This is a genomic window from Cytophagia bacterium CHB2 (genome assembly GCA_030263535.1).
Taxonomy (GTDB): Bacteria; Zhuqueibacterota; Zhuqueibacteria; order Zhuqueibacterales; family Zhuqueibacteraceae; genus Coneutiohabitans.
In genome coordinates this window covers 1-13,651 of the sequence record SZPB01000222.1, presented here as the reverse complement: position 1 = coordinate 13,651, position 13,651 = coordinate 1, and the positions used below count along the sequence as shown (strand labels likewise).

Sequence of the window (13,651 nt, the reverse complement as noted above, 5' to 3'; positions counted from 1 at the left end):
ATTTCTGTCGCGCTTGTACAAAAAACGCGAGATGCTCGGGATTCTTGTAGTCGGGATACGTCCAGGGATTGCTCTGGAACGTGCCGTCTTTCATATAAAGCTGCACATCGGCATAGATGCCGCGCCCGAGATAAATGCGGTGCGCAAAATTTTTCGTCGTTGCCAACACCAGTTTGGGCAGTTCGAGATAACCCGGATCAAAATTGATCTGCCGCTTGCCAGCGAGACTATATTTCTCTTCCAAAGCAATGCTTTTGAGTTTCCACTCCGGCAGTGAAGCCGGATCGATCAAAACATTCAGCACCAAAAAAACTTTGCGCAGATTCGGCCCCATCTCCTCGCGGTAGTAGTCGCTAAAATCGAACGGAAACGCGCTGCTGCACAGCCAGACGTCGCCAAAATTTTCCTGCACCAGGGCGATGATTTCCTGGTCTGAAAATTTCGGCGCATACAGCGCGGCCATGAACAGCGCTGCCGGCGCCGGCGGTTTGAGCGATCCCATTATGAAACGAACGCCAACACGATAAACAACGCCAATACCAAAACAAAATGCAAAACATACGCGGGATAGATCGACTCTGATTTCACCACGATCAACCCCGCCGCCAAGCCCCACAAAAATGCCAGCAACGAACCAAAGGCTTGCGAGGGAAAGCCGAAATGATAATGCATCACGGCAAAGACAAAGGCTTGCGTTGCCACGGCAAGGCCGGGTTTCAATTGCGTGCGTGCAAACGACAAAATCATGCTGCGAAAAATCGTCTCTTCCATCAAAGTGCTGAATGTAGCGTAACCCAGAGCTACCACGATTATCACATCCAACGGCCACTGCCGCGGCGTGGGATTTTTGCCGATAAGCTCCGGCCGCCAGAAATAAATCGCCAGAATCAGCGCGGATAATGCGATTCCAATGATGGCTGCGGGCCGCGTCCAATTTTTGGTTTTCCCCGGCGCAAAATAGAGTTGCGACCACTGCTTTCCGCTCAGGAAAAAAAGTCCCAGCAATCCTGTTAAAATAAAAATATTGGAGTAGGGATAAGCAACGGCGAAGTATTCGTTATTGATGGCGTATGAAAGGCCGCAATAAGCGAACAAAACTTGCGCCACCGGGGTTGCGCTTCGCCAGGACGGCAGGACATAACTCAATAGCGCCATCACACCAAGCCCGAGCGTGGCCCATAGGCGTTGCTCCAAAACAAAAAAAACAAAAACCGCCGCCAGCGAAACAACACAAATCAAAAAACTTTTTGCCGAAGTTTCGGAAACTCCGGTCACGGGCAACGCCGCCTTAACCTCGATCAACACCTCGCGATCATCGCGCGAGATTTCGGCGAGAGTGCCATTGACATTTTCAACGGCGTTGTGCTCGGGATTGGGCATATGCTAAAAGAACCGTTTCCTGAAAAACCATTTTAGAATTGAACGGCAAAAATAACCTATCCTCTCATATAAAAGCAAGTGGAAAATCGGCCTGGCGGGCGCGGAATTCCAGCAAATTATGCCCGAGTTGACCGATCACCCACGCGGCGCAGCGTGACGCGAATCGCGCGCTTTTCTCCACGTCATTCGTTTTGATCCACGCCGCCAAGAATGCGCCATGAAAAACGTCGCCGGCGTTGGTGGCATCGACTAATTTTTGCGCAGGCATTGCAGGAACACGGATATTATTATCCCCGGCGAGAAACAAGCTGCCCTCCCGCCCCAACGTAATGCCGGCAAGCCCGATGCCATGATCGGCCAGGGTACGAAGCATTTGTGGCGGCGTCAGTGACGAGTCGAGTTGACGCATGACATCATCCGATACGATCACGATATCACAGCCGCTTACGATTTTTTGCCAGTGCGGGCGCAAGCTGCCCATGTCCAAAAACAGTTGCGCGCCTTGTGCCCGCGCGACTTTTTTGAGCGCTTGCGTGAAGGCGAGATCACGGCCGTCAATATAAAACCAATCTGCGCGCGGTAACTTTGATTGAATGCTTTCAAACGCATGCAATGGCGATGCCGGGCGATCGTGCAGCAAAACTGTACGCTCCCCGCTGCCCGCGTCAACCAAAATGATTGCTTCCGGAACCGGCACGCCAGCATGCGCCGGATCAGCAATAACATATGACATCCCAAGTTGGTCAAAATACGTTTGAATCGTCGCAGTGTGATGATTGCGAGAAATCGGCAAGCCCCAATGCACACGCATGCCCAGCGCGGCCATGGTCATGAGTCCGACAGCAACCGGCCCGCCCGGCTGTTCCACCCAGAGTTTTGTGGTGAGTTTTTGGTTGGGTTGCGGAAATTGGTCGAAAACGAGAAGGCGATCAAACGTGAGCAGGCCGAAGCCGAGGCAATGAATTGTGGACATAAAAACGTCGTGCGGCGATTCAGAAATATTGGAGCAAACTTAACTCCTTACACTTTACACGAGGGCAGTTTAATGTGTAAAGTGTAAGGTGTAATTGCGGCTAGGCGTTCGCTATCCTTTCTTCCCGTACAACGCCTCCATCAGCGCATCGCTGATCCCCATAGTGCTGAAGCCGCCGTCATTGAAGAGGTTTTGCATGGTAACTTTGCGCGTCAAGTCCGAGAGCAGGGACACGACGTAATCCGCGCAATCTTGGGCAGTGGCATTGCCCAGCGGGGAAAGCTTTTCGGCAAAATCATACAACGCATCAAAACCGTCAATGCCGCTGCCGGCCGTGGTTTTGGTGGGACTCTGCGAAACCGTGTTCACGCGAATGCCGCGTTTGCCGAGCCGCGAGCCGAAGCTGCGCGCGATGCTTTCGAGCAGCGCTTTGGCATCGCCCATGTCGGAATAACTCGAAAACGTGCGTTGCGCGCCCCTCGGCTTTCAACGCTTGCGCGATGATGCGATGCAGGGACATGGCCGAGACATCGAGCGTCTTGTGGAAAAATTCATAATTCAAATCATGATAGGGCCTGTCTTTCCGCACGTTTTGCGACATGCCGATGGAATGCACGATGAAGTCGATCTTGCCGACTTTGTCGAGCAACTCTTTGAACGCAGCTTCGATATCTTCGCTGGAGCTGGCATCGCACGCGATCAACGGCGCATCGCCGCACTGCTTTCCCAACTCGGCAATCGTGCCCATGCGAAACGCCACTTTGACGTTCGACAGCGCGAAACGCGCGCCTTCGCGGTAGGCCGCCAGCGCGATGTGCCACGCAATGCTCTTGTCATCCAGCGGTCCGAAGATGATGCCCTTTTTGCCTTGCAGGAGGTTATAGCTTTTTTGACTCATGTTGCCCTTCTTTCGAGGTTTGAGGTTGATTGCGCTGATCAAACACAAATAACTGAATCAGGAAACATCTTGTATTCGGTTTTGCCAATAGTCGGGTTTGCGGTGAAGATGCATAATCGCAAGTATGAATATCCGATCATTTTCCACAAAATAAATCACGCCGTAGGGAAATCGCCGAACCAGGCAGCGTCGTACATTACCGCGAATCACCCTCCAGCTCAGTGGATTCGCTCGTATATGTTCGAGAGCAGATTCAACCGCATCAAGAAACAACATACCTAACCCCACACGGCTATTCTCATAATATCCCGCCGCATCTCGCAGTTCAGTTTTAGCTTCTGGATGAAAAATAAGCGCTGCCATCACTGAAGTTGCTTTCGAATTTCGGCAAACACTTCATCCGCTGCAATGCCGGAGACTTTCCCGGACTTCAACTCTTGGCGTCTTCTCTCTGCCTCTAGTATCCAGGCGTCCTCAACATCAGACAGTTCATTTTCATCCAAGCTTTGCAACAGCCGTTCAGCCAAAACTGCTCTAGCTGAAGACGGCAAAGCCAACGCTTCTTGTGTGATGAGATCCAAGTCAAATGTCATAGGATGATTTCCTTTCACATTTTCCGGAACACCAGACAATTCCTTATCAAATCTCTCATTATGATAAAAATGTTTACTCCGCAAACATTTCCTGCAAAACGGCCAAGACTTTATTTTGTGTTCTTTTTTCGATTCTGCCCAACAGCTTCACCAGGCGCGTTTTATCGACCGTGCGGATTTGATCGAGAACGACCTGGCCCTCTTTTCCCTGAAATCGACAAGCAACCCGGGTGGGATAATTTCGTCCCTGCGTGGTCAGTGGGGCGACGATGACGGTTCCGATGTGGCGATTCATCTCGTCCGGCGAGATGACGAGGCTGGGCCGCGTTTTCTGGATTTCTTTGCCGACCGTTGGATCGAGATTGACGAGATAAACGTCGAAACGTTTGATCGCCATCTACCAACTCCACTCCTTATCATCCCAACTGCTTTGATAAGGTAATTCATTTTTGTCGAGTAATTCATCGTCGCCGTTATTAGCCATTGCTTGAAATCTGTTCTCCCAATCGCAGCGAGGCTTATGAGCAGTTCGAATGATGATTTGCCGGTCTTTTACCTCAAGCTCGACTTCATCAGTAAGTCCGCTTTGTTCCAGCAGGACTTTGGGGATGCGAATTCCCTGGGAATTACCCACTTGCACGATTCTTGTTTTCATGGATACAATGTAATTACGTTGTTGGCGAAACGCAATATCATTCTTCCACACGCTTCAATCAGACGTTGTCAAGCTCAAACATATCTGAGCCCTGGCCATTTTACCGATTGCAGACTCCGCCCCTTTGGCGCGCCTTTGCCGCCCCTTTCGCCCCTTTATCGTCCTTTCAGCTTGTAATACGTGCCCTTGCCGGTCGAACCAACTCTCTCGAAGATATTTTTCTCTTCAAGCTCGCGCAGATCATCCGAAGCTGTACGTTTTTTCACCCCTACCAATTCTTGATATTCTTGATTGGTGATCTTGCGTTTCCTTTTGACAAACGCAACCGCTTGCAGTTGGCGATCATTGAGATCCTGTTCCATCAAAATATCTTCGGTGAAGCGATCTTTGCGTAGACTCAAAATCAGGCCTTGCTGCTCGCGCCACTCGGGTTCCGGCAATCCGAGCTTTTTGCATTCTTCGATAATGCGATTAGTGCCGCTGCCCCACTTTTCAACGAGTCCTGCATCATAAAAAATCGAGCCGATCAATTTGTTGCGCAGCACCGACTGATGCCTTTTACGGAGATCATCCAGATGAAGATTTTGCGGCAAACTGCCGGGATTCCAGATCATCAACTGATCGTCATAGATGCGAATTTGCGTAGCCATCGGCGCAGCGTAATCGCGATGGCAAATGGCGTTGATCAATCCCTCGCGCAGCGCGGGCAAGGGATAATCCCAAACCTCTTCGCGCTGCAAATGCCCGCCGATCACCAGCTTCACGGTGAGGTGTTTTTGAATGAAAGCAAAGGCCTGCTCGATTTGTTCGAACAGCGTGCCGGTGATTTCCTGTTCGTCAACGATTACGGTTTCACTTTTGAAACGCCCGGCTTTGATACGCGCATGCGAGACGAATGCCTGGGGATTCTTGCCAAAGAGCAACAGCGCTGCTATGGTGATTTTGCCGTGTTGCAGCAACGCCATTTTTTCGAGATTCTCCGCCAGCGGCGCACTCGTTTCAAGATTGCGGCGGCGTTTCTGCATCGTCAATTCAACGAAGCGTTTAACTTTATCAGCGTCGATGTCTTCGAGGCGCGCTTCCTCGCGGACCATGGCATCCCAACTGCGGCCCAGGCTTTGAAAATGCAATTGCGCAATTTCCGTAAGGGAAAGCAAAACGTTTGTGCTTCCGGCACGTCGGTAGCATTTGCCCGCAATCATCACCGGTTTGAGCGGCGCTTCCGCCACGTGCAACAGCGCAATCGTCTTCCCCTCGGTTTCATGAATTTCATAATCCGGAATGATTGCCGGTTGAATCGTTTCGCCGAGGCGCTGAATAAACTGTATGATGTTCTGTGTTTCAAGATTATTTTCAATCAGACTGCCATTTGCTGAAACGCCGAGCAAAATATGGCCGCCCTCGGTGTTGGCGAGAGCACAAACAGTTTTAATGCATTCATCGTCGCCGTGCGCACAACGGGCAAGATGTGAAGACTCCGGGGAATTCAGGAGATCAACGAGTATCATGGTATCAAAATGGCGATAGTGCCTAACACGAGATCGTGTGTAAAGTGTAACGTGCTCAGGCAATCTAGCTGTCTTTTGGATTCCAGCTTGCCTGGTTTAGGCCTTTGCTTTCTGGAGGCGCGCTAATTCTTCACGCAACCGAGTCAATTCATCTTGAAGGGCTGCGTTTCTGGCCTCTGCCGCTTGCCGCGCCCGCAATTCACGTGCTGCCGCTGCCTCCGCTGCGCGGCGATCGGCCTCGGCTTCTTGGTGGGTGCGCAGGCGCTCGCCGGTTTTGGCATGTTGCAAACGCAACCAGCCATTCTCCAAAATCAAATCAAGGCCTAATACTTCGCTATGCAGGCGAGAACCCATCATCGGCATGAAATCACCGTTTTCCAGGCGGAAACCGCGCAGTTGGCCGTTGAGCGCTTCACCGGTGGGATCGAATAAAAAATATTCGCGCACGCCCATGCTGGCATAGATCACGCGTTTATTGCCGAGATCTTCCACCTTCGTGGAAGTCGACATCAGCTCGACAACCAAATCAGGCGCTTTGCCCTCCGCTTCCAACTTGTAATAGCGCCGCAATTTCTTCTCGATGCCGCGCACAACCATGATGTCCGGCGAAATAGACTGTCGTTCACCAGCGTCGTCGAGATAATGCAAAAAAATATTACCGGTCACGTAAACGCGCGGATCGTCGCGAAAATATTCGGTGAGCGCATCCAGCAGTGCTATCATTTGTTCGCGATGCACGTCGGTTTCAGCCATAGGCTTGCCATCCGATTCAGGCAGGTGTTCCGGCAACGGCGGGCGTTGCACCGCAGCCGAGTACGCGGGTGCGGCAGAGGAATCTTTTATCTTCAACATGATCTCACTCTCCATACAGACGCGACAAAAATAGCGAACCCGAAACGCAATGTCAATCCGTTATTTCGTTTCCTCAAACCGGCAGGCATCGGGATCAGCCCTTTTAGAATACTTTTTATTGCAAGCGTTTGATGATGTGCCAGCCGTATTTGCTTTTTTCGGGATCGTATGCCGCCATGCCAATTTCGCCGACCTGGAGTTGAAAAGCAACATCGCCGAAACCGGTGACCATCATACGTCGATCGTATTCACCCTCGGTTGTCGCAACGCCGGCGTTGGCAAGCTTGTAGCGCCCGGGATAAGCATCGTTCGAATATTGCCGCACCAAAGCATCGAAATCAGCGCCCTGTTTGGCTTGCTCAAAAACTTGTTTCGCCAAGGCTTCTGCTTCGCTTTGCGGGCGATTGAGGCTTTGCCCGGGCAATGAGCCGTAAAAGCCGATCAAGATATGCTGCACTTCGATATGATCTGCCTCCGTTTTTTTCACGCTCTTCTCCTCTTGATTTGGGCTGCATGCAAGCAACAACGCCATTATCAGAACTGAAGTTGATTTTAAACGCATAACCATCTCTCCTCGAGTATACAATTTCAAAAAACTTGGCAATCGTTTTGCTTTTTTATTTCTCACGCTTATTGAACATATACAACAACGGCCGCCACACGCGCCGTGACCAGGCGCGCTCGGAATGCTCCGCCTGCTGGTCTTGAAACCAATAGAGATCCTCGCCCAGCCTGAAGCCTTTTCGCTTGAGCGCATGCAGCATCTGATCGCATCCGGCTTGCAGCACGCTGTCCAGCGCGACTCCGCCGTTGTCGAGATAAAGCCGGAGGTCTTTTGCTGGCCCCTCATCTTTCTCGACCAACTTCACCGCTGAACCAAACGGCGGAATGAACGCAGGCGACAGGCACGCCGCTTGCGAAAAAACTTCGGGATGATGCCAGGCCAGCAGAAATGAAATCAAACCGCCCATGGAAGAACCCATGACCGCGGTGTTTTGGCGCTCCGGTTGCGTGCGGTAGGTCGCATCGATAAACGGTTTCAGTTTCTCAATGAGAAATTTCATATAAGCTCTGCCCTTCTCGGTGTCGGAATATTCAGCCCTGCGATCATCGCTATTATTCACGCCCACGATGATGATCTCTTCCATTTCGCCGGTGCGCATCAGACTATCGGCGACCTCATCAACCTGCCAATCAACGCCGAGAAATGAAGTTCTCGGATCAAACACGTTCTGACCGTCGTGCATGTAGAGCACAGGATAGCGTTTCTCCGGCGCGTCTGCATAGCTCGGCGGCAGCCAGACAATAATATCACGCGGACGAATGCCGTCGCCCTGCATTTGACGATGATAGGCTACCGTACCGGTAATTTGGCCTTCGACCGCATGCTTGAAATCCTTCCAATTCGCGACTTCGATGGTCACTGTGGTATCGTGGGTGACTTCCAAAATCGCATTTGGCAGCACAATGCCTTCGGCATTCACCGCTTCATTTTGCCAGGAGCCGCGCGTGATTTTGTATTCCAACCGCACGCCGGCATGAAATTCGAAAGTTCGATTCCAACTGCTATCGGTTTGTTGTGCGAGCCTGACGGTATCCGGCCGCCACAAGCCGAGTTGCGGATGATTTCCGGCAATATAAACTGCCGCGGAGTCCGGCATCACTTGCGCAATAACGCGAAATGTCACGCGCTTTTGCAAGCGCGATTCTGGTGAATTGCAAGCCAGCAGCAAGCCGCATAGTGCCAGAAGGATTTTAAGGCGGGGTTGAAACATGAATGGTCAGAAGATGATTATTTGAGAATAACGGATAACACTTTTGGTGAAGTAAAGCCCTCTCCAAATATTCGATTCTGCTTCGACCGATTTTGACAACTTTGCCCATACGCGCTCTTTTGGTTTTCAGTAAATCCATCTGACAACACTTCCGGAGCAAGACCGGGATTTCCGCATGTTGATCGTCACGCAGCGCAAAATAAAGAATGCAATACTCGGGGTGGCAATAGCGGCGGCTCCAAAAGCCGCCATCGATCGTGATGAAAGTGGGTTGCTTGATTTGTTGAAGGAGAGTGCCGATACGATCGTCCTTGATCACTTCGGCCGGGCGCAACTCGTCAATACGCTTAACAGATGCCCACCGGCGAATCGGAAAAACAACCCGGTCAAAGGGCAATTGTTCGTCAATAACGAACTGACTCACGCGGCCTTCTTTCGGGCGGGATAATTTTTGTTGACAAGCCGGGCGGCAAAACGAATGGCCTCTTCCACAGCGGGCCGATGCAGGCGCGGCCAGTTTTTCAAAACGGCATCGATAGAATCACCCAAGGCCAGATACGTCAAAACGGTTTCAACCGGAATGCGGGTACCTTTGAAGATGAGTTTGCCATGGCAGACTTCGGGATCAACAACCAAATATTTGCCGATCTCTTCGTACGTTTTTTCATCAATTTTCATTCTGTCTATTCCATAAATTTTTCAGGCTCCTGGAATTTTTACAAGATAAGCATAGGATCAAATGCAAGCAAGATTCAAATTTGGGCCAAATGAAGTTTGCCGATTTGAACAGATGATATCCCGTAGCATGCCGTCATTTCTTATTTGATCCGCTTCAAACCTTCACCCTCTCCAGCGCATCCAGCATCAAATGCAGCAATTCATCCGGACGATTGGTGATGCCGAAAGCGTAAGGCGGCACGCCTTTTTCGGGAGAAAGCGTTCCGATATAAAAAATGAACGGCACACGCTTTTCGGCTTTGCTGTATTCTTGCAGGAATTTGAGGCCGGCGGTATTGTCATCGCCGCGCGCGATATCCGAGAGAATAAGATGGTAGTCGCCGCCGCGCAGGAGTTTCTTGGCTTCCGCGTCATCCCGGGCAAGATCGATATCGACCTGCAAGCGCTCCAGCATCTTGCGCTCGTTGCGCAGGCTGTCGAGATTGTCGTCAATCCACAAAACCCGAACGTCCTGAAACAGAGGCAAATGCCGCTTGACGCGGTCGAGCACACGCTTCTCATCTTCATCTGGAATCGTCACCTGCCATTGCTCGGATTTCTCCGCCAGTGCAATGGCCTTGGTGATCGAATTTTTCACGAACGAAAACTCTACGCCCATGGCCTTGAAGCCGCTCAAATTGGGCAAAAGCTCGTGCCGGATTGGTTTATAGAATAGCAGAACAACCACAAACGCGAGCAGAAACCAAAGTATTGCTGGCAGGTTTTTGATAAGCTCAAGCAACAGTTTGTCAGTGAGAACAGCAGTACTGTCTGCCATGAACGACTCCGTTATAATTTGCAGACCAGATATCCCGCGCCCGCGCCCAAGCCGAAATAGGCGACCTTGCCCAGGAACTTCGGCAAGAAGGCCGACGGCGGTTTCGGCACTTCGACGGTTTTACTGATGGGGGGAATGTAAACATTCACGTCTTTGAACGCGCCGGTGGGATGCAAGGGCCAGTTGAATTGCGCATAGCGCGCGGAGATGCGTACCTGAGACGTGTCGCCTTCCGGATAACTGAAATTATGCTTGAAATGCGCGCTGAATTCCTGGCCCGGCGCTTCGGGAACGCAGGGGCAATCGACTGCGACTTCGACCGTGTCGATGCGCGATTCTCCCGGCACGGGCCGCGGCACACGCACGATCACGCGATTGTTGAGTTTCAAGGAATCGATGAAGGCTTCATATTCGGCCGCGCTTTCAAATACGCGAGAAAGGCCGGCTAACCGCGTTTCAAATTTCGCGGTGGCAAGCGAATCGACCACGGATTGCGCCGGCGGCAGCGTGACCGTGACTTTATCGCGCGGCCACAACCAGACGGCCAGCAATGCGCCGATCAATGCGGCAGCCAGATAGGACAAGATTGTTTTGAGCATGGCGGATCTCCTAAAAGCGGTTGATCAAGAAAGTGATGAAAAAAGTTTTCAGTTTTGCGCGCCTGAAGGCGCAACTACAAACGGGGTGTTCTGAATCGGATACTTGCGCCAATCCTTATAATCAAAATGCCACCATTCGAATTCATAGACTTTGAAGCCTTGCGCTTCCATCGCGTCGCGCAACAACTCACGCAGCCAGCGTTGCTCGCTGCTGCCGCCGGGATAATCCGGATACGCACGCTCCGAGAATTCGTCATAGCCGCTGACCATCTCCACCGGCTTTCCGCTTTTCAAATCGTAGAGGGTCAGATCAACCGCGCAACCGCGATTGTGGCGCGAGCCTTGCGAAGGATCCGCCACAAAAATTTTCATGTCCTGCGGCGTGGCTTCCCAAAACATTTTGGTGACGGACCAGGGCCGGTAAGCATCGTGAATCAATAAACCATACCCTATCTCTCGCAAGCTTTGATGCGCACGTAATAATGCTTCAGCAGCCGGTCGCTGCAGCATCGCCATCGCTTGCTCGTAAAAAACTTCGCCCATAAAATTATTCGTGGTGGCGTAACGAATATCAAACTTAATGGTAGGATCGAGCGTGGCAAGTTCAACCAAATCCGGCGAGCGGAAATCGCCCTGCTCTTGCGGCGGTTGACTTGTCAAGGCCAGCGCATGCAATTCGTGCATCGGTTTGATGGGATTGATGCGAAAAGTATTGCCGGCTTCAGCGCCCACCTTCCGGCGTTTGAAGACGACGCTCGCTGCTTCGACTTGCGTGGCGCGGCCATTCGCAGCGCGCGTGAAAATCAGCTTTTCACCGTGATACAAGCCATAATTGGGAAAAGCAAACGTGTCTGCTGCCATTTCTTGCAACGGATAGGAAAAGAACCACTCGATCAATGCGTGCAGCGTGCCATTGCGTTCATGAATGAAAAGGACGTTGTGATCCCAGCCATATTCGCCGATCAAACCTGACCATCGATCCGGCGCAGATGCTGGCTTGTGCGGCGCAACGCGCAGAAAAATCCTTTCCCCGACAAGCAGAGAATCGCGGCCGCGGGGCAAAAGCTTGGTGCCATAAATAATACGGCCATCCGCGATCAGGGTATCACCCAGCGACCGTAGCGGCGTGCAAATACTGCCCAGCCACATCAACAGTTGGCCGTTGCGTTCCACCAATTCAAGATTGGCATCGCCGCTGACGAATTTACCTTCGAGCTGGCGCGCGCGCAGGGAGTCGACCGGCGCTGTTAATCGCATCTGCGGCAACGCGCGCTGCTCACGTTTTGCCAACATGAGTTTGAGGGCGTGCTCGGCAATACGCTCGACCACAATATTGGCGCAGTCCATCGACGTAACGGCAATGACGCCAAGCTTTTCATCGGGCAAAGCGCTGATCTGCGTGGCGAATCCATACATTGCGCCGCCGTGACCGATGCTGCGGCGGCCTTCGATCTCGCCAATGGCGAAACCAATACCAAAGCCTTGCTTCTGGCCCGGCTGCGCGAATTGCGGCGTCCACATTAATTCGAGCGTTTCAGGCTTGAGAATTTGTTTATCGCCATTTTTTCCGCGATTGAACAACACCTTCATGAATTGCCCCAAGTCTGCCACGGTCGAATACATGTTGGCCGCCGGCGCCATGCCAAGTTGCAAGTCCGGAGCAACGAATTGGCGGTGATCATAACCCCACATGTATGCCTTTGCCAGATTCTTGCTGATCTCGACATCCGGCACAAATGAGCTATGCTGCAAGCCCATGGGCAGCAACACCATACGTTTAAGATAATCAGCAAACGGCTCACGCCGCAACTGTTCGAGTACGTAACCAACAGTCGCGATGCCGGCATTCGAGTATTTTATGCGTGTTTCGGGCGCATAGACCAGCGCTGTGTTGTTCAGACTCTTCACTGTTGCCGGAAGCGTTGGCTGGGTATCATCAAAATAATTTCCAACCGGCGGCTCGCGCACCAGGCCGGCGCGATGTGACATGAGCTGCCGCAGAGTGATGGTTTTGCCAAAGGGATTCTTCGGTTGAAATTCGGGCAAGAATTTGGTGATCGGTGCATCAAGCGGTAATGCGCCGCTTTCGACGAGCTGCATGATGCCGAGGTCCGTGAATAATTTTGACAACGACCCAACACGATAAACGGTTGCAGCAGTCGCGGGAATCCTTTGCTCAGGATCCGCGAAGCCAAAGCCTTGCGCCCAAACAATCTCCTGCCCGTCCACCAGCGCAATCGAGAGCGCCGGCAGAAGTTTGTCAGCCATCTCGTGCTGAATGACGCGCTGCAATTCGGCAGTAACGCCAACATAATCGGCGCGGGCATTGAGATTTTCAGTTGTGGGTAGAGGATTAAAATTGATAAGCAACAACAAGGCGGGAATGCTGCACAAGCGGAGAAGCGCTGGTCGAATCGTCATTCTAGTTTCCTTCCTCTCAGACATTAGAATACGATGTTTGATAGCAAACTAACAATGGGCGTCACAAAAGCAAGTTTTTTGTTGTGACGCAGCATTCGTCTTCAGAAAACGACAAAGGGGCGTCCAGATTTTCAAATATAATATCGCAAGAAGGCCGAACGCCGGAACATGCACACGCACCCAAAAATTCCATCGACCGCAACAATCTTTGATTGGCGCTGAAACACTTGACATTTGAAAAGCGATTCATATTTTCTGTTCGACTGATTCTAACAGATCCAATCTAATACCCGTGTGAAGGAATGAGCTTATGAAAAGAGTCCTGCTTTTTTTCTGTTTTTCACTTGGGGTTTCATGCGCGCCCTCCGAGCGTGACTTGCAAACACAAGCCCAGGCTTTTCTGGACGAATACACTGTGAAATTCAAAGCGCTATATTACCTCTCGGCGCTGGCGGAATGGGCCTCGAACACGAACATCGTCGAAGGCGACACCACCAATGCG

General features: G+C 51.6%; 17 protein-coding genes and 1 pseudogene. 2 read left to right on the top strand and 16 right to left on the bottom strand.

Features of this window, described 5'->3' with window-relative positions:
- The 12 genes and pseudogenes from FBQ85_19400 to FBQ85_19345 all read right to left on the bottom strand — a co-directional run.
- A partial coding sequence (locus FBQ85_19400) for a DUF4416 family protein (GenBank protein ID MDL1877302.1) occupies window positions 1-502 on the bottom strand: 502 nt, incomplete at its 3' end.
- The gene (locus tag FBQ85_19395; GenBank protein ID MDL1877301.1) at window positions 502-1,380 is read right to left on the bottom strand and encodes a CPBP family intramembrane metalloprotease; all 879 of its coding nucleotides are present in this window, start codon (window positions 1,378-1,380) and stop codon (window positions 502-504) included. The genes FBQ85_19400 and FBQ85_19395, both read right to left, overlap by 1 nt.
- A 64-nt stretch (window positions 1,381-1,444) precedes the next feature.
- The gene (locus FBQ85_19390; GenBank protein MDL1877300.1) at window positions 1,445-2,353 is read right to left on the bottom strand and encodes a carbohydrate kinase family protein; all 909 of its coding nucleotides are present in this window, start codon (window positions 2,351-2,353) and stop codon (window positions 1,445-1,447) included.
- Between the two features lie 111 nt (window positions 2,354-2,464).
- A pseudogene (locus FBQ85_19385) lies at window positions 2,465-3,251 on the bottom strand (SDR family oxidoreductase).
- A 57-nt stretch (window positions 3,252-3,308) separates the two neighbouring features.
- On the bottom strand, window positions 3,309-3,614 hold the full coding sequence (locus FBQ85_19380) for a type II toxin-antitoxin system RelE/ParE family toxin (protein ID MDL1877299.1): 306 nt from the start codon (window positions 3,612-3,614) through the stop codon (window positions 3,309-3,311).
- Entirely contained in the window at window positions 3,614-3,844 is a 231-nt protein-coding gene (locus FBQ85_19375; GenBank protein MDL1877298.1) for a hypothetical protein, read from the bottom strand. The genes FBQ85_19380 and FBQ85_19375 overlap by 1 nt, the downstream gene beginning before the upstream one ends.
- A gap of 73 nt (window positions 3,845-3,917) precedes the next feature.
- Window positions 3,918-4,241: a type II toxin-antitoxin system PemK/MazF family toxin gene (locus FBQ85_19370; protein ID MDL1877297.1), complete on the bottom strand. Its 324-nt coding sequence runs from the start codon at window positions 4,239-4,241 to the stop codon at window positions 3,918-3,920.
- Window positions 4,242-4,499 (bottom strand): AbrB/MazE/SpoVT family DNA-binding domain-containing protein, encoded by a 258-nt coding sequence (locus FBQ85_19365; GenBank protein MDL1877296.1) that lies wholly within the window; start codon window positions 4,497-4,499, stop codon window positions 4,242-4,244.
- A 155-nt stretch (window positions 4,500-4,654) separates the two neighbouring features.
- Window positions 4,655-6,007 (bottom strand): transcriptional regulator, encoded by a 1,353-nt coding sequence (locus tag FBQ85_19360; GenBank protein ID MDL1877295.1) that lies wholly within the window; start codon window positions 6,005-6,007, stop codon window positions 4,655-4,657.
- Between the two features lie 96 nt (window positions 6,008-6,103).
- Entirely contained in the window at window positions 6,104-6,859 is a 756-nt protein-coding gene (locus FBQ85_19355) for a Uma2 family endonuclease (GenBank protein ID MDL1877294.1), read from the bottom strand.
- Window positions 6,860-6,974: 115 nt separating this feature from the next.
- Window positions 6,975-7,709, bottom strand: a complete 735-nt coding sequence (locus tag FBQ85_19350; GenBank protein ID MDL1877293.1) for a hypothetical protein — start codon at window positions 7,707-7,709, stop codon at window positions 6,975-6,977.
- Window positions 7,477-8,634: a histidine kinase gene (locus tag FBQ85_19345; GenBank protein MDL1877292.1), complete on the bottom strand. Its 1,158-nt coding sequence runs from the start codon at window positions 8,632-8,634 to the stop codon at window positions 7,477-7,479. Before FBQ85_19345 ends, FBQ85_19350 begins: the two co-directional genes overlap by 233 nt.
- Window positions 8,635-8,809: 175 nt before the next feature.
- Here FBQ85_19345 and FBQ85_19340 point away from each other — a divergent pair, with 175 nt between their 5' ends.
- Window positions 8,810-9,082 (top strand): hypothetical protein, encoded by a 273-nt coding sequence (locus FBQ85_19340; GenBank protein MDL1877291.1) that lies wholly within the window; start codon window positions 8,810-8,812, stop codon window positions 9,080-9,082.
- On the opposite strand, the gene FBQ85_19335 is transcribed toward FBQ85_19340, so the two are convergent.
- The 4 genes from FBQ85_19335 to FBQ85_19320 all read right to left on the bottom strand — a co-directional run bounded on the left by FBQ85_19335 (window position 9,055) and on the right by FBQ85_19320 (window position 13,173).
- Window positions 9,055-9,312, bottom strand: coding sequence for a DUF433 domain-containing protein (locus FBQ85_19335; protein ID MDL1877290.1), 258 nt, complete (start codon window positions 9,310-9,312; stop codon window positions 9,055-9,057). The two genes, FBQ85_19340 and FBQ85_19335, sit on opposite strands and share 28 nt — an antisense overlap.
- 154 nt (window positions 9,313-9,466) lie before the next feature.
- Entirely contained in the window at window positions 9,467-10,129 is a 663-nt protein-coding gene (locus FBQ85_19330; protein ID MDL1877289.1) for a response regulator, read from the bottom strand.
- Window positions 10,130-10,140: 11 nt separating this feature from the next.
- A complete protein-coding gene (locus tag FBQ85_19325; protein MDL1877288.1) occupies window positions 10,141-10,728 on the bottom strand; it encodes a hypothetical protein in 588 nt (195 codons plus the stop codon).
- A 48-nt stretch (window positions 10,729-10,776) separates the two neighbouring features.
- Complete coding sequence (locus FBQ85_19320) at window positions 10,777-13,173, bottom strand: serine hydrolase (protein ID MDL1877287.1); 2,397 nt, start codon at window positions 13,171-13,173, stop codon at window positions 10,777-10,779.
- Window positions 13,174-13,459: 286 nt separating this feature from the next.
- On the opposite strand from FBQ85_19320, the gene FBQ85_19315 reads away from it, so the two are divergent.
- Window positions 13,460-13,651 (top strand): hypothetical protein (locus tag FBQ85_19315; GenBank protein MDL1877286.1); only part of this gene is annotated, 192 nt, incomplete at its 3' end.